Annotated in this window: 16 protein-coding genes; 12 read left to right on the top strand and 4 right to left on the bottom strand. The window is 60.9% G+C overall.

Features of this window, described 5'->3' with window-relative positions; translation table 11 throughout:
* The first annotated feature begins 37 nt into the window (after nucleotides 1-37).
* The 9 genes from ACESWY_RS03765 to ACESWY_RS03725 all read left to right on the top strand — a co-directional run bounded on the left by ACESWY_RS03765 (nucleotide 38) and on the right by ACESWY_RS03725 (nucleotide 9,785).
* Complete coding sequence (locus tag ACESWY_RS03765) at nucleotides 38-334, top strand: hypothetical protein (protein ID WP_316364664.1); 297 nt, start codon at nucleotides 38-40, stop codon at nucleotides 332-334.
* Nucleotides 331-840 (top strand): hypothetical protein, encoded by a 510-nt coding sequence (locus ACESWY_RS03760; RefSeq protein WP_316364663.1) that lies wholly within the window; start codon nucleotides 331-333, stop codon nucleotides 838-840. The genes ACESWY_RS03765 and ACESWY_RS03760 overlap by 4 nt, the downstream gene beginning before the upstream one ends.
* An 89-nt stretch (nucleotides 841-929) precedes the next feature.
* Entirely contained in the window at nucleotides 930-1,529 is a 600-nt protein-coding gene (locus tag ACESWY_RS03755; protein WP_117763713.1) for a hypothetical protein, read from the top strand.
* Between the two features lie 49 nt (nucleotides 1,530-1,578).
* Nucleotides 1,579-1,794 carry a hypothetical protein gene (locus ACESWY_RS03750; protein WP_138111941.1) on the top strand — a complete coding sequence of 72 codons (216 nt, stop codon included), beginning with the start codon at nucleotides 1,579-1,581 and terminating at the stop codon, nucleotides 1,792-1,794.
* Nucleotides 1,795-1,812: 18 nt separating this feature from the next.
* Complete coding sequence (locus tag ACESWY_RS03745) at nucleotides 1,813-3,243, top strand: hypothetical protein (protein ID WP_373093061.1); 1,431 nt, start codon at nucleotides 1,813-1,815, stop codon at nucleotides 3,241-3,243.
* A gap of 49 nt (nucleotides 3,244-3,292) precedes the next feature.
* Entirely contained in the window at nucleotides 3,293-4,078 is a 786-nt protein-coding gene (locus ACESWY_RS03740) for a DUF554 domain-containing protein (RefSeq protein WP_233540345.1), read from the top strand.
* 88 nt (nucleotides 4,079-4,166) lie between these two features.
* Nucleotides 4,167-5,927 (top strand): TerB N-terminal domain-containing protein, encoded by a 1,761-nt coding sequence (locus ACESWY_RS03735; protein ID WP_373093059.1) that lies wholly within the window; start codon nucleotides 4,167-4,169, stop codon nucleotides 5,925-5,927.
* The gene (locus ACESWY_RS03730) at nucleotides 5,920-7,224 is read left to right on the top strand and encodes an ATP-binding protein (RefSeq protein ID WP_052044044.1); all 1,305 of its coding nucleotides are present in this window, start codon (nucleotides 5,920-5,922) and stop codon (nucleotides 7,222-7,224) included. The genes ACESWY_RS03735 and ACESWY_RS03730 overlap by 8 nt, the downstream gene beginning before the upstream one ends.
* 116 nt (nucleotides 7,225-7,340) lie before the next feature.
* On the top strand, nucleotides 7,341-9,785 hold the full coding sequence (locus ACESWY_RS03725; RefSeq protein ID WP_373093056.1) for a DEAD/DEAH box helicase: 2,445 nt from the start codon (nucleotides 7,341-7,343) through the stop codon (nucleotides 9,783-9,785).
* Between the two features lie 26 nt (nucleotides 9,786-9,811).
* On the opposite strand, the gene ACESWY_RS03720 is transcribed toward ACESWY_RS03725, so the two are convergent.
* The 4 genes from ACESWY_RS03720 to ACESWY_RS03705 form a co-directional block, all read right to left on the bottom strand.
* Entirely contained in the window at nucleotides 9,812-10,690 is an 879-nt protein-coding gene (locus ACESWY_RS03720) for a spermidine synthase (RefSeq protein ID WP_373093054.1), read from the bottom strand.
* On the bottom strand, nucleotides 10,691-12,598 hold the full coding sequence (locus ACESWY_RS03715) for an elongator complex protein 3 (RefSeq protein WP_373093052.1): 1,908 nt from the start codon (nucleotides 12,596-12,598) through the stop codon (nucleotides 10,691-10,693).
* Nucleotides 12,599-12,697: 99 nt separating this feature from the next.
* On the bottom strand, nucleotides 12,698-13,597 hold the full coding sequence (locus tag ACESWY_RS03710) for a DUF4097 family beta strand repeat-containing protein (protein ID WP_373202139.1): 900 nt from the start codon (nucleotides 13,595-13,597) through the stop codon (nucleotides 12,698-12,700).
* On the bottom strand, nucleotides 13,594-14,310 hold the full coding sequence (locus ACESWY_RS03705; protein WP_373093048.1) for a helix-turn-helix domain-containing protein: 717 nt from the start codon (nucleotides 14,308-14,310) through the stop codon (nucleotides 13,594-13,596). The genes ACESWY_RS03710 and ACESWY_RS03705 overlap by 4 nt, the downstream gene beginning before the upstream one ends.
* A gap of 267 nt (nucleotides 14,311-14,577) precedes the next feature.
* Between ACESWY_RS03705 and ACESWY_RS03700 the strand changes: the two genes are divergently transcribed.
* The 3 genes from ACESWY_RS03700 to ACESWY_RS03690 all read left to right on the top strand — a co-directional run bounded on the left by ACESWY_RS03700 (nucleotide 14,578) and on the right by ACESWY_RS03690 (nucleotide 19,393).
* The gene (locus tag ACESWY_RS03700) at nucleotides 14,578-15,450 is read left to right on the top strand and encodes a class I SAM-dependent methyltransferase (RefSeq protein WP_022094355.1); all 873 of its coding nucleotides are present in this window, start codon (nucleotides 14,578-14,580) and stop codon (nucleotides 15,448-15,450) included.
* A gap of 118 nt (nucleotides 15,451-15,568) precedes the next feature.
* On the top strand, nucleotides 15,569-16,408 hold the full coding sequence (gene trmB, locus ACESWY_RS03695) for a tRNA (guanine(46)-N(7))-methyltransferase TrmB (protein WP_373093046.1): 840 nt from the start codon (nucleotides 15,569-15,571) through the stop codon (nucleotides 16,406-16,408).
* A 303-nt stretch (nucleotides 16,409-16,711) separates the two neighbouring features.
* Nucleotides 16,712-19,393 carry a DEAD/DEAH box helicase gene (locus ACESWY_RS03690; RefSeq protein WP_373093044.1) on the top strand — a complete coding sequence of 894 codons (2,682 nt, stop codon included), beginning with the start codon at nucleotides 16,712-16,714 and terminating at the stop codon, nucleotides 19,391-19,393.
* Nucleotides 19,394-19,462: the final 69 nt, after the last annotated feature.

The following is a 19,462-nucleotide window of genomic DNA, read 5'->3' as shown; positions in this document are numbered from 1 at the left end:
CCGATAGAAGTTTTGGCCCAGAAGCAGGGAGGTTCCCATGGCATATTACTGGCCCCAGTACGGCATCGCCATCGAAGTCGACGACGATCCCCATCTCCTGCCTTTCGACGAAGAGGCATTCCCCGATACGACGGTCTACCACGTTACCACCGATGTGATCTGCGACCCCGAGTCGTTCTCGGCGCTCGCCCACCACATCGCGCATATCCACGACATCGAGCTCCCTCCCGACTTCGAAGAACTCGTCTACTCGCGCCGCCTGATGCTTCACATGCTCTTTGGAGCGGACCCGTCCACCTTTGCGCGCATCTATGCCGCCAAGGATGCCGCATGAGCGCGAAGAAGCCGCCCCACTTTGCAGGTCTGGGGCATCGCAGGAAGCTCATCGTTGCCTGCTTGGCCATCGTCTGTGCCCTTGTCGCCGTAGGACTATACACTTGGCAGTCGCAGCCCGTACCCGAGGCGGGCGCTTCGGTTACGACGGCCGAGGGCAAAACGCGTCAGGAAATCCAAGATGAGCTCGACGCCATCGTCCGCGACAACATGATGACGATTTCGGTCGCACCGGTCGCTCAGCTGCAGGAGGACGGCAAGCTGCGCGTCAACGTGCAAAACGTCCAAGACAATAAATTTCCCCAGCGATTCCGCGTCATCCAAAACGACGAGACCATGTACGAATCCGGTGTGGTCGAGACCGGCAAGACAATCGAAACGTGCCCCGCCGGCGACATCAAAGAAGGCGAGGCGTACATCGAGATCCAGGCACTCGATGCAAAGACCCTCGACAGCCACGGCAATCCGACACGTGTCAAGGTACGGGTTGAGCAAGCCGAGAACTAGCTTTCCGGCCGACGCGGCACCGCACGCAATTCACCAGCATTCGTCCAATCATCGCGGGGACGGCCCGCGGCGAATAGAAAGGAACGACCATGGACATCACCAGGAACATGAACGGAGCCAGAGCGCTCGTCGTGGGCGCAGGGCTCGCGCTCGCGCTCGCAATGGGCGCCGCCCCGACGCCAGCTATGGCAGCCGGACGCGTTGGAACCACGAAAGTAATGGTCAGGACCGAGATCGACAACGTTGAGTTCAAAGTTCCGACGGTTATTCCCTTCGTCGCCAAGGCCGACGGCACGCTTCAGGGCCCCTCAGAAGACGCGACCACCATCGACAATCATTCGGCCTACGGCATCCATGTCACCAACATGAAGATCGACGCCATGAACACCTGGACCATTGCTGCCGACGCCAAAGCCGGAACCGCACAGAACTCCATCGACTTTAAGGTCGGCCCCGACGGCGCACTCCAGAACGCCAGCGCCGCAATGCAGGAGACGGGCCTCGATCTTTCCAAGAACGCAGCCTTCGACATGGGCTACCAGGGCATTGCCGGCGGCACGGACAAAATTAAGCTCAAGACAAGCGGAAACGTCGCCCGCGTCACGCGCGACATCTTCCGCGTAACCGGCGAAGGCGATCAGGTTGCAACGATCACCTGGACGGTCGAGCCCGGTGCGCACACGGCATAAGGCCGTCGCCCTGGCCGCCGCCGTCAGCATCCTAGCGTTTGGGCCAGCCATGGCCTTTGCCCAGCAAGAACAGGCGCAGGCCGCCACGCAAGTGACGGTCGACCTCTCGGAGCTCGACCGCAGCGACCGCGAGGAACCGTTGGCGCAGACAGGCGACAAACGATGGCTCTTGGCAGCAGGCGCCGCAGCAGCAGGCGCGGGAACCGCCGGCCTCGGTCTGCACATCAAACACAGCCAGAAACAAAACATGAACAGGCCGCACTAAATTAGCTAAGGAGACCCCATGGCATCGAAGAACCTTTTGCCCGTCGTCGCACTCTGCGGCGCGCTCGCAACCGGAACGCCTGTCGCCGCTTGGGCGACTCCTGTCATGGCAGACTCCTTACCAGCGGCCCTAAGCTCCGCACCAAATCCGTCGAGCGCCATTGCGTGCAAGCGTTTTTCGATCGCACAGGCCGCAATCTCAACCTCGGGATGCCTTCGTCGTAATACGGACGGCTCGATAGTCGTGGATATCAATCGTTCGAACAAGGCAAACGGCTCCCAGGCGGGGTGCGCCGTCTGCACGTGGCGCTCGGTTGCGCTCGATGCAGATGGCGATCCATGCAATTTAGAGCTGCGCATCGACATCGCTTCGGTCGATGACTCGGCGAACGGAGCGAAGGTCGCCTTCGACGGTACGTTTTTTGAGAAAGGAGGCGGTATATGTCTGGGCTGCGCCGCCGCGAATGCAGACGACACGCAGCCCACCCTCTCATTCACGGCATCGTTGCGGCTGACCAAAGCCGGTACCGATGCCATCGCGGCGGGAGAAGCGTCTCTGCTGTTCTACGCCGTCAGTACCAAAGACACAGACGCTCATTTCGAGAAGCCAGCCGGATCACTCAGCCTTACACGAGGGATAGAGGCAGGCCCTATTGAAATCGATGCCCGCGCGCAAAGCAGGCAACGCATTCTTGCCGACCCGGCGCTTCTCGAAATGGAGTGGAACGGATCCGGAGCCATCGGAATTCTCCCCTCCGCGTTTGACGCCAAGACGCTCCCCCCAAACGACGAACCCATCAACGCAACCATACAAGAAGAGAGCGCGGACAAAGAAGCAGGTGCGGGCGACACGCCGTCGCCGACAAACAGCGTCCCAGCTTCTTTCGAAGCGCCGAATGAGCCCGCTGCCGATCCAAACGATCCCGAGTTCGCGGACAGTCTGGGGCTTGCTGATCCTCAAGAGATCGATGAAGGCAACTGCTGCGTGCTTGCCGCGCTCGACCACACAGAGGTCGTCGACGCTGCGAACATCGAAGTTGCCGCCGCCAATCAGCCCGTCCGCAAGTCAGCCATCATCGCATTTCCTGAATCCATCGAAGTCGTCTTTTTGCCATCGGGCGAGGTCGTGGCCCCAACACTGCTCACCTTGTTGGGCGCCAAGAATACTCGAAACGAAATTAAAAAGGTCACGGTTGTCGACCCTGCAACCACCGCCAAGCTGCGTTTATACGCCGTTGCTCCAGACGGAGGCAAGACCTTAGAATTCGATGGTGACACACTCCTAGCCTGGCGACGTCTGGACATTATGCAAGACGTCTCGTATCAGATCGAACTCGAAGGGTTTGATCGTGCCCGCGATGCCAATATCATTGCCGCGGCTATTGAATCCCCACAGCGGCTTATGACACTGCGCTTTGAATACTATCCCTATGTCCCGACAACCACCTGAGGCTTAAATGCTGCGCGTCGTTGCTAATGCCACTTATATAACGTATTAGATGAGTCGCGATGTACCTCGCATTCCACTCTGCTACGATTGCCACGTTGGCATCAATACGGGAGGGCTCATGCCGGGCTTGGGAACAATCATCAACGTTGTGCTTTTGATTGCGGGCGGTCTTTTGGGATTAGCGGGCGGCCGCTTCATTACACCGCGCATCCAAGACACGCTCATGAAAGCATCGGGGCTGTGCGTCCTGTTTATCGGCCTTGGCGGCACCATGCAAAAGATGCTCCTTATCGATGGGAAGGCGCTGGCGACCACCGGTACCACCATGCTCATCGTCTCATTTGCGGTCGGTTCGCTCATCGGCGAGGCCGTCAACTTGGAAGCCGCCATCGAGAACCTTGGCGAATGGCTCAAGCGCAAGACTGGCAGTGAGGGCGATAACGAGTTCACCAACGCTTTTGTCTCGACTTCACTCACCGTGTGCATTGGCGCCATGGCCATTGTGGGATCGATCCAGGACGGCCTGCTCGGCGACTGGTCAACGCTTGCCCTCAAGGGCGCACTGGACTGCATCATCGTCTGCACCATGACGGCCTCGCTTGGCCGCGGCTGCATCTTCTCGGCCCTGCCCGTCGCCGTGTTCCAGGGGACGATCACGTTGTTTGCCGGCGCGCTCTCCCCCATCATGACCACAGCGGCCCTCAACAGCCTTTCGCTCGTAGGCTCCATGCTCATCTTCTGCGTCGGCGTCAACCTCATCCGTCCTCAGACCTTCCGTACGGCCAATATGCTTCCCTCCGTCGTCATCGCCGTCATCTACGCCCTCCTGTTCTAAATCTATCTACGCAGCAGTATCTCGAACACCTGTTTGATGCTGTGCTATGATATGAGGTCACCGAAGCTGCGTTAGGAGAGGAGAAGCGGTGGCCGACCAGGACATCAAAATGCTCATCGAGCGCATTATGGCCGAGGCTCGGACCCATCAGTCCGCCCGTTTCTCAAACGAAATCTACGCAGACGAGCCGATTCTCAAAACCGGCCGACAGATGCAGAATTTCCTCCCCGACCAGTACCGCAAAATGCGCGAGATATCGCGCTGGCAGGATGACCCCAAGGGCGGTGCGGGCCGCTGGCTTTCGGAAGCCGAGCTTTTTTACCGCCAGGGCCTGCTGATGGCCGACTTTGAGGACGACTGTCCCTACAACGGCACCTTTAAGTCGTACTTTCCCACCTACAACGCCATGAGCGACCGGCAGCTGCGCGGCTACTTTACCTGGCGTGCCCAAGTGCGCCGCGGAACCGTCGAGGAAACGTCTACGTCCTTTGCCTTCCTGTATCTCTATGAGCTGATCTGCGGCATCGGCGTTGATGACCCGCTCGATGGCTTTAGCAAGATCAAGGCCTTTTGGGATGCCTACCGTGCCTTCGAGCCCGGCATCGACCGGTTTGCACGCGTGTGGTTGCAGGACTACGCCGTGTTCCACGGGCTCGACCCCAAGCTGCTTCGCGACTCTAAAACCGTCATGTTCGATAACGCCCTTATCGAGCTGCGGCGCGCGGCTCGAGACCTTGTACCAGCACAGGCACCGTCCGGCCAGACCCCTAAGCGTCGCAAAACCTCCGAGCCCACGCTCCCCCTTCCGCCCGACGAGGCAGGCGAGGAGCGACTCATGACCGCTATAAACGCCCTCTCCACGTACAACCTGAATAACTCACGGCTCGACCGTTCCCACCATCGCGACCTGCGCCACGTGGCATGCGCCGTGTATGTCCGTATGGCGCGCTACTATGACACGCACCGAAAGACCGGCATCGTAGCGAGCTTGTTTGGGGAGGAGACGGCCATGCCCTACACCATGTTTGCCTCGGCCGTATTCTTTGCGCCCGAGCGCCACGAGGACTGCGAATACCGCCTGGATCCTATCCATATCTACCGTTGCCAAAACGGCTTTTGGGAATGCATGCGTATCCACGGCAGCAGGCAAAAGAGCAGCAAACTCGGCGAAATGATGCGCGCCTGCGACCAACGCCTACGCCTGGCGCTGGACCCCGCCCACCCCCTAAAGGAGGAGAAGGTCCCCAAATATCTGACCAAGATCATCGATGACGAGATCGTGGCATGGCTTTCGTGGGATGCCGCGCACCAGCCCGTCAAGATCGATATCGATTTGAGTCAGCTGGGACACATTCGGAGCGCCGCCGCACAAACGCGTGAGGCGCTTTTGATCGATGAGGAGCGCGAGGACGATGCGCTCGCAGAGGTCGATACGGTGGACTCCGAGCAGCCGAAAGCCGAGCCCGCAGCAGACGCGTTTGTCGAGCCGGTCACGGCGGCCGCAGAGCAGGACAAGGCCGACGAGCCAACCATTTCCACCGAACAGTTTGGTGTCGTGGCGCCGCTTCTTGCGCCGACGCCCCCGCGCGCAGCGGCTGCGCCCACTGACGCCGCGAGCGAACTCGCACCCGCCGCAACCGCGTATCTGCGCGCACTGCTCGAGCAGAACGCAGCGCAAGCGACATCGGCAGTGGCGCACTCGGGCCAGAGCGAGGACATGCTCGTCGATAGCATCAACGAGGCGCTCTTTGACCTGGTGGGTGACACCGTAATTGAATTTGGCGCGGCAGGACCGCAAATTATCGAGGACTACGAAGCAGACGTGAGAGGATACCTAGACTATGAGTGATACCGCATCCGCAGCACCCCGCGTGCCCAAGCGCGTCGCCGCCGTCATTCTCAACTCGCTCAAGGGCGGCGTGGTCCCGCGCATCGGCCTTCCCTACATCACCGTAGGGCGCGAGGTCGAAATCCGCGCCCTGCTCACCGACCTGAGTCTCATCGCCGACGGCGGCGCGAGCTTCCGCTTTCTGGTCGGTCGCTACGGAGCCGGCAAGAGCTTTTTGCTCCAGACCATCCGCACGCACGCCATGGGCGAGGGATTCGTCGTCGCCGATGCCGACCTGTCACCCGAGCGCCGCCTACAGGGCGGCCAGGGGCAGGGCCTTGCCACCTACCGCGAGCTCATCCGCAACATATCGACTAAAACGCGCCCCGAGGGCGGTGCGCTCAACCTAATCCTCGATCGCTGGGTCGCCTCGTGTGCCGATGCCGATGAGTCTGCCGTCAATGCCCAACTGGCCCCGCTCGAGGAAATGGTCCACGGCTTCGACTTCGCCCGTATGCTCCGCCGCTACCGCGCGGCCGTATCCGAGGGCGACGAAGAAGCTATGAGCCGCGTGACCAAATGGATTCGCGGCGAGTACCGCACCAAGAGTGAGGCACGCGCCGAGCTGGGCTCCTCGACCATCATCAGCGATGACGACTGGTACGACTACGTTAAGCTCATTGCGCGCTTTTTGGTCTGCGGCGGCTACAAGGGCATGCTGGTGCTCATCGACGAGCTCGTGAATCTGTATAAGATTCCCAACGCCATCACGCGCCAATACAACTACGAGAAGATCCTAACCATGTACAACGACACGCTCCAGGGCAAGGCGCAGTACCTGGGCATGATCATGGGCGGCACGCCAACCTCCATCGAAGACCGGCGCCGCGGTGTGTTCTCCTACGAGGCCCTGCGCAGCCGACTCGCTCAGGGCCGCTTTGCGCGCGAGGACCTTAAGGACATGCTCGCGCCCATCATCCGTCTGCAGCCACTCACCTACGAGGAGCTGCTGGTGCTCATCGAAAAACTCATGCAGATCCATGCCGGCTACTTTGGCTGGACGCCCACGCTTACCGAGAACGACTTGGTGGACTTCCTCAAGATTGAGTTTGGCCGCGTGGGAGCCGACACGCATCTGACGCCGCGTGAGGTCATTCGTGACTTTATCGAGCTGCTCGACATCCTATGCCAAAACCCCGACGCCAACGTGGCCGAGCTACTGCAAAGCGTCGGCGGCGACGCGCTGGCGCCGGCAACAGCAACAGGCGACACCGGCACCGCAAGCGGCGACCGCAATTTCGCCGAATTCACCATCTAACCTGCCAAAAAGGGACAGGTTTATTTTGGCAGGCTTTATCTGGGCAAACGTCGAGGCAGTAATGCAGCAAGCCACTGCCCACCGCGTTGAGAGATTCGTTTTTGAAAGGAGGCCCCGTGAACGCCTTTGACCGCTACGCCCCGTTTATCCAAGACTTCATCTACTCCCACGATTGGGAGAGTCTACGCTCCATCCAGGTTGCAGCAGCTGATGCCATCTTTAACACTCAGGACAATGTGCTCCTGACGGCATCCACGGCTTCCGGCAAAACCGAGGCAGCCTTCTTTCCCATCCTGACCGAGTTTTGGGAGAACCCGCCCGCGAGCGTTGGCGCCCTCTACATCGGCCCCCTCAAGGCACTCATCAATGATCAGTTCGTCCGCCTCAACGACCTGTGCGAAGAGGCCGATATCCCCGTCTGGCACTGGCATGGCGATGTTTCGCAGTCGCACAAGGCTAAGCTCATCAAAAAACCGAGCGGTATCTTGCAGATTACGCCCGAGTCGCTCGAGGCGCTCCTGATCCATAAGCACATGGCAATCCCTCGTATGTTCTGCGACCTGCGCTATGTGGTTATCGACGAGGTTCATTCGCTCATGCGCGGCGACCGCGGCGGTCAGACGCTCTGCCTTATCGAGCGCCTCTCGCGCATGGCGGGCGTGCAGCCCCGCCGCATCGGCCTTTCTGCCACCATCGGCGACCCCGAGCGCACGGGCGCCTTTCTCTCACAGGGAACAGGACGCGATTGCATCATCCCCCGCTTTGAGGAACCGCGCCGCGTGTGGCGCATCTCCATGGAGCACTTCTACAACTCGGGTCCCCAGGCACAGCAGCGGGGATTCGAGAGCACGGGTCCACAAGAAGCCGAGATGCTTGCTTGCGAGCGTATTGAGCCGGCGGCGCCCGCGGCGCTGCCGGCTGGCGCCCAAGACGTGCGCCACAGCGGACAGCTTACACAGGAGGAACGCCGTCAACGTCGTGAGCGGGCACGGGGCAAGGCCGCTCCCAAAGACCGTCGCACTTCTTCGGCCCCCGAGGGCGAAGTCGATATCCCCCGGGCCGATGAGCAGGCGCTCCTCAACCCCACCGACACCGCGCCCGAAAACGCCGATCCCGGCATGGGCTATATCTTTGAACACACCCGCGGGCGCAAGTGCCTGGTCTTTGCCAACTCGCGCGAGGAGGCAGAGGCCGTGTGCTCCATGCTGCGCAGCTACTGCGAGAGCCGGCACGAGCCCGACCGTTTTCTCATCCACCATGGCAATCTTTCGGCATCGCTGCGCGAAACGGCCGAGGAACTCATGCGCGATGAGGAGCAGGCACAGACAACCGTCACCACCTCCACGCTGGAACTCGGTATCGATATCGGCCGTCTGGAGCGTGCGTTTCAGATCGACGCGCCGTTTACCGTCAGCTCCTTTTTGCAGCGAATGGGCCGCACGGGGCGCCGCGATCTTCCGCCCGAGATGTGGTTTGTCATGCGCGAGGAGGAACCCGAGCCGCGCACGATGATGCCCGAGACCATTCCGTGGAAGCTCCTGCAGGGCATCGCGCTCGTACAACTCTATCGCGAGGAAAAGTGGGTCGAGCCGCCCGAGCTCGATCGACTCCCCTACAGCCTGCTCTACCACCAGACTATGTCGACGCTTGCCAGCACCGGCGAACTCACGCCGGCAGAGCTTGCCCAGCGCGTGCTCACACTCAGCTATTTCCATCGCATCTCGGCCGATGACTATCGCGTGTTGCTGCGTCACCTCATTAAGATCGACCATATCCAAGTCACCGAGGGCGGCGGGCTCATCGTGGGTCTCGCGGGCGAGCGCATCATCAACAACTTTAAGTTCTACGCCGTGTTCCAGGAAAACGAGGAGTTCACCGTTCGCAGCGAATCGGCCGAGCTGGGCACGATTGTCAACCCGCCCCCGCCCGGTGAGCGCATTGCCATCGCCGGCCATTGCTGGATTGTCGAGGAAGTGGACTGGAAGCGTCACACCGTCTTTGCCACGCAGGTCAAGGGCCGGGTGCCGGCCTACTTTGGCGACTGCCCCGGCGACATCAATACACACGTACTCGAGCGTATGCGCAAGGCGCTCAACGAGCACGCGGCGTATCCGTACCTGATGGGTAACGCGCGGGCCCGTCTGGCGCAGGCTCGCCATACGGCCGAGATTTCGGGCGCGGGAACTAAGCCGCTCATCAACCTGGGTGGCGACACCTGGGTGCTCTTCCCCTGGTTGGGCAGCTACGCCTTTTTGGCGCTCGAGCGCATGCTCAAGATTAAATGCGCCGCTGAGTTGGGCCTTCGCGGACTCGACCCGTCACGCCCGTACTTTATGCAGTTTAAGATGAAGGCCGACGAGGAGACGTTCTTTGAAGTGCTCGCCGCCGAAGCCGAGAAAGACTTCGACCCCATCGACCTCGTCTATCCCGGCGAGGTGCCTTACTTTGATCGGTACGACGAATTCGTTCCAGAAGAGCTCGTGCGCAAAGGCTTTGCCGAAGGCGTGCTCGACATCGAAGACATGAAGCAGCGCGTTCTCGGCTGGCGCGACCACGCCTAAGACCAGTCTTTTTGGGACGGGGAGACCTATTTGTCGTGAAGAACGGTGCCGAGGAAGTCGGTGTCGAAGGGCACGGCTTCGGCAAAGGCGTAGTTGCCGTCGCTGGCGATGAGCAGGTAGTTCTCCTCGCCGCCGAACTCTGCATCGCCACATGGGACCACCCAAGAATGGTCGAACACCTCAAGCGCCGTGGCGGCACAGTCGCGCAGGAACGTCACATCGCTCCCCTCGTTTGCACTCACGATATTGGCAACGTAGACGCCACCGACATTTAGGCTGCCCCGCACCAAACGCAATGCCTCAACCGTCGCCAGCTCGCGTACGGGCTCGGCACCGCCAAAGCAATCGCTCACGACCACGTCGTAGCGACGATGGCCCACGCTCGTCACACCCAAATACGAGCGAGCCTCAGCGGTTATCACCCGCAGGCGATCGCCCGCCGCGCGCTCCAGCTCGTCTAGGTAGAACCAGCGGCGCGCCAGGCGCGTAATCTCTCCGTCATACTCGATGACGTCCATGCGCAAGCCCTCGTGCGACATCAGCGCGAACTTAGGATAGGCAAACCCGCCGCCACCCAGCACAAGCATGCGGTTGATGCCGTGACCATAAGCATCGTGCATCGCATCCTCGGACTCAAACACGTCGTCAAACGCACGATAGTACGCAAAGACGGGCTCCGCCCAACGCTCACCAACGTAGCTTGCGCTTTGGTAGACGCCGCCTTGCACCAACACGCGAATCTCATCGCCGTCCCCATCGTGCACGCGTTTCACACGCGCCAACCCATTGCGGGTTCGCGCAACCTGCAGACAGGCAGCACGAACAGCGACGGCGGCCGCACCAAGCGCCGCGGCTCCCAGGGCAACGCCGGCAACGACGCCAGCAGAAACACTCGGCTTGTTCATCTAGAGCTCCTTTTGCAGATAGAGTCCATGATCGTAAAAACCCAAATGGCGATAGTACTCGCGCGTACCAATCGCGCTGATCACGTTGATGCGCGTATAACCCGCATCCCGGGCAATCTCGCACGCACGCTCTACGAGCAGACGCCCCAACCCATGGTGCTGGGCCGCCTGGCCTTGATACCCCACGCGCGCCGCCATGCCATACACGTGTACCTCGCGAATCATCGCCTCGTCCGGCATCGTCAGCAACTCGTCCGCATGCGCGGCAACAAACGAATGGTCGGGCAGCGACAACCGCAAAAAGCCCGCGATCTTGCCCTGCGGCGTCACCCACTGCAAAAAGCACTCGTGCGTCACCGGCGTCTCGTACGCCACCTCCTCATCAAGAGATAGCTCATCCAAGTCGGCACCCGCCGTGCTGATCTCGCGATAGCGAATCTCGCGCACCGTCGCACCATCACCCCGAGCAGCCAGACGGTTCTCAACGAGCTGACGCAGGTTGGGTTTCTTGTTGCCCACCATAATGTCGTCGGAACTAAAGTCGCGGATCATGCGACTGATACGGCAGAACGCCGGCGTCACCACGATGTCGTCGGCCAGCACATCGAGCAGCTCTTCCTCGGTATAGGGACGCCACTCGCCGCGCTCATAGCAGCCCACCAGACGCGAGCCCTCGATGAGCGCACACGGGTAGACCTTGACCTCGTCGGGCATAAAGGCCCCTTCGGTCATAAAGCGTTCGTAGTCGCGCTTATCCCCCTCCGGCGTGGCGCCCAGCAGGTTAAGCATAAAATGCGCATGGATCTTAAAGCCAAACAGGCGCGCAAGCGAAAACGCCCGTTCAATCTGCGCCACCGAAATGCGACGCTCGTTGATATCGAGCAGGTGTTGGTCGAGACTCTGAATACCCATCTGGATCTTGGTGCAGCCCAGGCGGCGGATGAGCGTGAGGGCCTGCGGCGTTACGGCATCGGGGCGCGTCTCGATAACGAGCCCCACCACGCGATGCTTCGCCGTCTCGTTGATGCGCTGCTGACGCTCAAGCTCCTCCATCGTTGCCGTCTGCCACTCGGCAGCCTCGCCCCATGGCGTACCGGGGCCGTACAGACGACGCACTGCGCGGTTATAGCCACCAACGACAGCATCCACACGCCCCTGCTCGTCGGCAACGCCGGCAGCAAGCTCAGCCTCGTCTGTCGCAATGCCGGCAGCCCGATAGCGCTCGCGGCGCTCTGTTACCACCGGCGGCAGGGCATCGGCGGGAGCGTCATCGAGCAGGCGCCCTGCCTCGGCACGGCTGATGCCCGGACGCGCCAACATGGGGTTGGCCGCCACGCCCGCCACCGCATCATCATTGAGTGCACGAAAGAGCTCCGACATAAACCATGTCTGGTACCCTTGCGGATAGTCGCTCCAGGTGCCACCGAGCACGATGAGCTCTATCTTGTCGGTCGTATGCCCCATCTGCGAAAGCGCGGTCAGACGAGCGCTCACCTGCAGATACGGGTCAAAGCAATTTTGCTCTGCACGGGCGCACGCCGGCTCGGCGTGCAGATAGCTTTTGGGCATGCGCAGATCGTTGGGGCAAAACAGGCAATCGCCCGAGCACGGCCAGGGCTTGGTGATGACGGTAATGGTCGCCACGCCCGAAGCCGTGCGACGAGGCTTCATGCGCAGGACCTGCAGCAGTTGACGCTCCAATTCGGCATCGACATTCCACCCAGCCCAACGAGCCGGCTCCTCACGTTTTACCCGCTGGTAGAACGGCAGCAGACGGCGCTTGGCCAAATCGCGTTTGTCGGCGCCCTCACGGCGCGCCTCGGCATGTATCAGTTTGACGAGCGCTTTGTCGTCTACGGTCTCGCCGCGACGCAGAGCCTCGAGTATGTTCAAGATAATCTGTTCCATGCCCCCATTGTAAAGGCAAAGGCGCCGAAGCCGATCTCGGCTTCGGCGCCTTCATCAAACAGCGCGTCTATATCTTCGCTTAGGCTTTCGTCTGCCTCACTACTCCGAATCAAACGACATGTCGCCCGAACCGACCTCAAAACGATACGTAGCAGACTTATCGCCGTTATCGAATTCAAGATTCAAAATGGTCTCGCCGTCGTAGCCAAGCGGAAGGAAATCGCTCTCGAAGTCGCCGCTGCCCAAGGTGAGACTCGCCTTAAAGCCCGTCGAGTTCGGAACCATCATCTCCACATCGCCCGAGCCCACACTCACGTCCATCGACTTCGCGGGGGCCTGGTAAAGCTCGAACGTCACATCGCCCGAACCGACCTCGGCACTGAGCGCATCAGTCACGCTGCCCGTAAACTCTACATCTCCCGCACCCAGGAAAAGGTCGAAACCATCACAGATGACACCGACAATCTGCAGATCACCCGAGCCCACGTGCGCGTTGACTCCCTTCAGATGTTCGGCAACACGGCGCGGCAGCTCGACCGTAACTGTGCGATCGATTGCCTTACCGTCATCACTTCCAAACTGAGAAACCTTGAGCGTCGAGTCCTCGACGGATGCGATGTTTTGCGTCGCGGCCTTGGAGGCATCCATACCCTTGGCAACGCGCCCCCGCTCGATAACGCGAGCCTTGTTGCCGTCAACAACCTTGACGTCCACCGACGCCGCATTGATATCGAAATCGAGGTAGCGGAACTCATCGGCATCAAAGGTCGCACTCGAAAGTTGCTGAGGCCGAGCGGAATAGCTGCCGCTATTCAAGGAATCGTCCTCGTCAAACATATCGTCAAAATCAGACAAATGGCCAGATAGAATACCGGTCGTACGTACCATATCGGAATGAGCCAATAGCCGCGAAGTGCCAAAGACAAGCCCGATAATCAGTACAAACGCTCCGATGCCAACGCCCAAGCGTACCTTGGATTCATGCGAAAGCTTCATCATTCATCGCCCTCTTTGGCAATCGGCTCAGCGGTAGTCGCGGTAGCCACGTCAGCATCAACCGAAGCGGAAACATTCTGAGCCCTAGCTGTCACCGGCGCCGGACCAACCTGGATATCCCCGCGCGCCCAATCGCCATCGAGCGCACGTGCCACCCAGTGATAGATGGGGATCGTAAAGAAAATCAGTGCGGCAAAGGGACCGGCACCAAACAGGAACATCAGCAAAAAGAACAGTAGCCAGCACACGGCCCAATACGGGAACGACTGGAACGGGCCCTTCGCCGGAGTCGAGCCAACTGCGCCGCCACTCGTCGCCTGAGCCGTCGCCGCATTGGCAGCCTGCGCACTCCAGCTTGCCGCCTGCGCCGCCTTGGCTGCCGCGTCACTCGCCTGTGTTGCCGCCTCGGTGGCGCGCGCTGCCGCCTCATGGGTGCGTGCGCGCTCTGCTGCCTCGGCCTCGCGCTGGCGGGCGCGGTCCTCGTTCTCAAACTCGATATCGTCCTCAATCTCGTCGCTCGGATTGAGCAGCTCGTCCAGGCTCACACCGTAGAGCTTGGCGAGCGAGATCAGGTTCTCGGTATCGGGCGAGCTTTCTGCACGCTCCCATTTACTGACCGCCTGGCGCGACAGCCCCAGCTTTCGCGCCAGCCCTTCTTGGCTAAAACCCTTGCTGCGACGAAGGTCGGCGAGCCGCTGCGCAGTTTCTACATTCATGGTTCCTCCTATGTGATGCCAGCCGTGCCGCCGGACCGTTTTTGTTCTAAAGGCGCCTTGCACAGTTAAAAATGTATCCGCCACCGCCAAAAGCATGCCACCTATTCTAGTGAGATTTTTGACAACCGGCGGTTGCGGGCACATATGAGCTGCGGAAATGTGTCCAAACAAAGCAATGACCCGTAGCTTGGTTGTCCCCGTTGCAGCGTTAACGGTAGTATGGTCGTACTGTTTATTTCGCACCGCTAACGGAGGGAGTTCCGCGCCGTGAACCGCGATTTCGCCTCATCGCTCATCCAGCTCAACAACACGTTCTATCGCGAGCACTCCGCTTCCTTTTCCGATACGCGCCAGGCCCCGTGGCCCGGCTGGGTACGTACCATGGATATCGCGCTCGAACAGCTCGACGTCGCCACGATCGAGCATCCCGTCCGCGTCTTCGATCTTGCCTGTGGCAATATGCGATTCGAGAACTTTGCCGCCGGCGGCGCACTTGCCGCCAAGGGCGTCGATGGCGCAAACCCCTCGGCAGATGCCAGCTGCCCGTTTGAGTTCTATGGTGTCGACTCGTGCCAAGACCTGGCCATCGATGCACATGGCCACGCGCTGCGCATTCCCAACCTGCACTTCCAGGAACTCGACGTGCTCGACGCCCTTATGAAGCTCAACCCCGCCGAGACGCCCGACGTGCTTTTCGACGCCCCGCTCGCCGACATCTCGGTCTGCTTTGGCTTTATGCACCATGTGCCGTCGTGCGAGTACCGTGTACGCGTGCTCGACGCTCTGGTGCGCCAGACGCGCCCGGGCGGCATCATCGCCATCAGCTTTTGGGAGTTTATGAACGACGAGCGCATGGCGCGCAAGGCTGTTCGCGCCGAAGCCCGCGCCGAGCTCACCCCGCCGTTTGAGGGTTACGATTCCGCCCAGTTTGAAGCCGGCGACCACCTCATTGGCTGGCAAAACGACCGCCACGCCTACCGCTATTGCCATCACTTTGACGATCAGCAGATCACCGACCTGGTGCGCGGCGTCCGTACGTTCTACAAGAGCGGCGAGGTTCCCGTGCGCGAGCTTGAGCGCTTCCATGCCGACGGTCGCAGCGGCGAGCTCAACCGCTATGTGATCCTCAAGCGCCTGTAGGCATCGACAACTCGTCGCCGAGCCGCACCACATCTTTCGGGCAAACTATGCCCACCCCTTTTCAACCCATTGACGGAACGCGCAGCCATGCGTTCCCTACTTATGACCAAGGAGCCTCATGGGAGCCGTCCACGTTCGCACGCCTAAGAACTTTGTGCTCGAGGAGCGCCTAGAGCGCTACGCCGATGCGATTGAGACGAACCCCGAGGCCTATGTCGGAGATTGGCGCGCGGCTTGCGCGCCAGTTGGCAGCGTCTCGTTCACCCGCCTTCATCTGGATCTGGGCTGCGGCAAAGGCACCTATCTGGTTGAGCGCGCTCGCCGCGAGCCCGACACCCTCTTTATCGGTATGGACCAAGAGCCCATCTGCATCGCCTATGCCGCACAGAAAATCTGCGAGCATGAACTGACCAACGCACTCGTTCTGCCTCGAGGCGCCGCATCGCTGCCGCAGCTATTTGCCACAGGCGAGCTCGATGCCATCACCATCAACTTTCCCACGCCGCAGCCCAAGGCCAAGTACGCCAAAAAGCGCCTCGTCCATGTCGACCATCTGATGCTCTATCGCCCGCTCTTTGCAGCCGGCGCCACCGTAACGCTGCGAACCGACAGCAAACCGTTGCGCGATTACGCCCTGGGACAGTTTGCCGCAGCCGGCTACGATACGCTTTGGGTAAGTGACGACGTCCGCCGCGACCATCCCGAGCATCCCGAGACCGAATATGAATGCCGCACGCGCGAGATGGGCGCCGCCGTCTATGGCATTTGCGCTACGCCCGGCGCGGAACCCATCGAAGAGCAGCTCGCGGCGGGCCGCGCGCAGAAGCAAAGCCTTGCCTGCTACCTGCCCGAAAACCTCGATGAGCTCACCTACGTGCCTCTCGGCATGGAAGAGGCCGTCGAGAACTTCAGAAACCGTGCCCGCAAGGGCAAGAAGCGCCTGCCGCAAGAGTCCTAGGGGCTTCTGATGGTCGCGGCGTCAGCAAATAAGCGCGAATAGGCGCCAGCAAACAACCCTCAAACCTAAGTGAGTAGACTTTTTTGCAATAGCCAAGCACAACCCGCATAACTAAAACCGCAGATAGAACCCTTGTGCAAAATCCATGTGCTCGCGACATCGCAAAAAGTCTACTCACTTAGCTGGCAACTGCACCAAACGGCCGGGCAGAACGCCCATTTCCTGCATTTTCTTGCCTGCAAACGCATCGATGCGCCGCTACGCCATAATAGTTGGCGGACAATCGCGAGAGAAAGCAACCACATGGCACAGACCACGACAGATACCGCCGCCAGCACCGTCTCCGGCGCCGGCGCCGCCAGCTCATTCTCGGGCGGCACGGGAACCGAAGCCGAGTTTGGCTCGCTCGGCGCGCTCTCCCCCACCTGGTGGGAGCCCGAGGACGGCAGCGAGCCCGAACCGTGGCTCACGCCCGATCAAGCCTTCGAACGCTTCTTTGAATGGACGAGCGATCGCGGTATTGAGCTGTGGGACCACCAAGAAGAGGCCCTCATGGACCTGGCCGCCGGCGATCACGTCATTTTGGGAACACCGACCGGATCGGGTAAATCGCTCGTCGCGCTGGGCATGCTCTTTATGGGCATGGCGCAGGGCAAGCGTTGCTATTACACGGCCCCTATCAAGGCCCTGGTCAGCGAAAAGTTCTTCGATCTGGTACAGGTGCTCGGCCGCGATAACGTCGGTATGATCACCGGCGACACGCATATCAACACCAAGGCGCCCGTCATCTGCTGCACGGCAGAGATCCTTGCCAACGACGCACTGCGCGAGGGCGAAGATGCCGACGTGGGCTGCGTAGCCATGGACGAGTTCCACTACTTTGCCGACCCCGACCGCGGTTGGGCCTGGCAGGTGCCGCTGCTCACCCTGCCCCACACGCAATTCATGCTCATGAGCGCCACGCTCGGCGATGTCACTGCCATCGCCGCCTCACTCGAGGAGCACACCGGTGCTGCTTGCGACTTGGTTGTCGACGCCCCGCGTCCTGTTCCGCTGAGCTACGACTATGTGACGACCTCCCTCGAGGGCACGGTCGAGCTCGCCATGCGCCGCGGCGAGGCCCCGCTCTATATCGTGCACTTTAGCCAGGATGCCGCCCTTGCGACTGCGCAGTCGCTCGCCAATTTTGGCATCGCCAGCAAGGAGCAGCGTGAGGCCATCAAGGAAGCGGCAAAGGGAACGAGCTTCTCCACGGCCTTTGGCAAGATCCTCAAGCGCTTGCTCGGCTGCGGCGTCGGCGTGCACCATGCTGGCATGTTGCCGCGCTATCGCCTGCTGGTCGAGCGCTTGGCGCAGCAGGGCCTGCTGCCCGTCATCTGCGGTACCGATACGCTTGGCGTCGGCATCAACGTACCCATCCATACCGTGGTGCTCACCGCGCTCACCAAGTTCGATGGCTACAAGATGCGTCGTCTGCGCGCCCGCGAGTTCCATCAGATTGCCGGTCGCGCCGGCCGCTCGGGCTTCGATACCGAGGGCATGGTCATCGCCGAGGCCCCGGAGCACGAGATCGAGAACGCCAAGCTCATGGCCAAGGCGGGCGACGACCCCAAGAAGCTCCGCAAGATTAAAAAGAAGAAGGCCCCCGAGGGCTTTGTCACCTGGAACAAGCAGACCTTTGAGCGCCTGATCGAGACGCAGCCTGAAACGCTCAAGCCACGCCTTCGCATCACACACTCCATGGTGATTAGCGTGGTCGAGCAGGGCGGCGATGCCCGAGCCCGCGTGCACGACCTCATCGAGACGAGCTTGCAGACCCCCGAGGAAAAGGCCAAGCTCGAGGTTCGCGCCGACGAAATCTTCGCCACGCTCATCGATTCCGGCGTCGTCGTTCGCACCGAAGTGCCGCCCGCACCCGATGCCCCGACTGACGCCGCACCAGACATCGACTATGCGCTGACGGTCGATCTGCCCGAGGACTTTGCGCTCGACCAGCCGCTCTCGCCGTTTTTGCTTGCCGCGTTGGAGCTGCTCGATCCCGAGAGTGAGACCTATACCATGGATCTGATCTCGATGGTCGAGGCAACGCTCGAGGATCCCAAACAGGTGCTGCGCGCACAGGAGCGTGCCGCACGCGATCGCGCTATGGCCGAGATGAAGGCCGACGGCATCGAGTATGAGGAGCGCTTGGAGCGCATCCAAGACGTCACATACGAAAAGCCGCTCGAGGACTTGCTGGACGCCGCCTTTGACAAGTACTGTCAGGAGGTTCCTTGGGCCAACGACTACCAGCTCTCGCCCAAGAGCGTCCTGCGCGACATGCTGGAGAGCGCAAGCGATTTTAAGGGCTATATTCAAAAGCTCGGTATCGCCCGCTCCGAAGGCATTCTGCTGCGCTACCTGGCAGAGGCCTACCGCTCGCTCGACCGCACCGTGCCGATCGAGAAACGCGACGAGCGCCTGTGCGACATTATCTCGTGGCTGGGCTTTGTGGTGCGGTCGGTGGACTCGAGCCTGGTGGACGAGTGGGAGAACGCCGGCAACCCGGCAGCCCTCGATGCCGCGCCGCCGCAGGGCATCGACGAGGTCGTGGCGGACCGTCGCGGCTGCACGCTGTTGGTGCGCAACGCACTCTTCCGCCGCGTAACCCTTGCCGCCCGCGGACACGTGCGCGACCTGGGCGAGCTCGACGACGACTGGGGCATGAGCGAGATCCGCTGGCAAAAAGCACTCGACGCTTACCACGAGCAGCACGAGGAAATCCTCACCGATGGAGATGCCCGCAGCGCCGCGATGTTTTCCATCGACGAGTCCGACGAGAAGACCGCGCACGTATGGCACGTGCACCAGATCTTTGCTGACGAGGATGGCGACCACGACTTTGGCATCATGGGCGATGTCGATCTGGACGCCACACAAGACGGCGGCGAGGTCATCTTCAAGAACTATCGCGTCGGCTTTATCGAGGACCTGCTCGAGGACTAGCCGAGCACAATGGGCAAAACGAAGCGGGGCCGCTGGCAACATCGCCAGCGGCCCCTGTTTTGCCTTATC

The organism is Collinsella aerofaciens ATCC 25986, from assembly GCF_964237925.1.
Classification (GTDB): domain Bacteria; phylum Actinomycetota; class Coriobacteriia; order Coriobacteriales; family Coriobacteriaceae; genus Collinsella; species Collinsella aerofaciens_BJ.
This window is presented reverse-complemented; position numbering and strand designations above follow the sequence as displayed.

Bases quoted from the DNA above. Each gene is read 5' to 3' on its own strand.
- ACESWY_RS03765 (WP_316364664.1), top strand. From the start codon at position 38: ATGGCATATTACTGGCCCCAGTACGGCATCGCCATCGAAGTCGACGAC.
- ACESWY_RS03760 (WP_316364663.1), top strand. From the start codon at position 331: ATGAGCGCGAAGAAGCCGCCCCACTTTGCAGGTCTGGGGCATCGCAGG.
- ACESWY_RS03755 (WP_117763713.1), top strand. From the start codon at position 930: ATGGACATCACCAGGAACATGAACGGAGCCAGAGCGCTCGTCGTGGGC.
- ACESWY_RS03750 (WP_138111941.1), top strand. From the start codon at position 1,579: ATGGCCTTTGCCCAGCAAGAACAGGCGCAGGCCGCCACGCAAGTGACG.
- ACESWY_RS03745 (WP_373093061.1), top strand. From the start codon at position 1,813: ATGGCATCGAAGAACCTTTTGCCCGTCGTCGCACTCTGCGGCGCGCTC.
- ACESWY_RS03740 (WP_233540345.1), top strand. From the start codon at position 3,293: ATGAGTCGCGATGTACCTCGCATTCCACTCTGCTACGATTGCCACGTT.
- ACESWY_RS03730 (WP_052044044.1), top strand. From the start codon at position 5,920: ATGAGTGATACCGCATCCGCAGCACCCCGCGTGCCCAAGCGCGTCGCC.
- ACESWY_RS03720 (WP_373093054.1), bottom strand. From the start codon at position 10,690: ATGAACAAGCCGAGTGTTTCTGCTGGCGTCGTTGCCGGCGTTGCCCTG.
- ACESWY_RS03715 (WP_373093052.1), bottom strand. From the start codon at position 12,598: ATGGAACAGATTATCTTGAACATACTCGAGGCTCTGCGTCGCGGCGAG.
- ACESWY_RS03710 (WP_373202139.1), bottom strand. From the start codon at position 13,597: ATGATGAAGCTTTCGCATGAATCCAAGGTACGCTTGGGCGTTGGCATC.
- ACESWY_RS03705 (WP_373093048.1), bottom strand. From the start codon at position 14,310: ATGAATGTAGAAACTGCGCAGCGGCTCGCCGACCTTCGTCGCAGCAAG.
- trmB (WP_373093046.1), top strand. From the start codon at position 15,569: ATGGGAGCCGTCCACGTTCGCACGCCTAAGAACTTTGTGCTCGAGGAG.
- ACESWY_RS03690 (WP_373093044.1), top strand. From the start codon at position 16,712: ATGGCACAGACCACGACAGATACCGCCGCCAGCACCGTCTCCGGCGCC.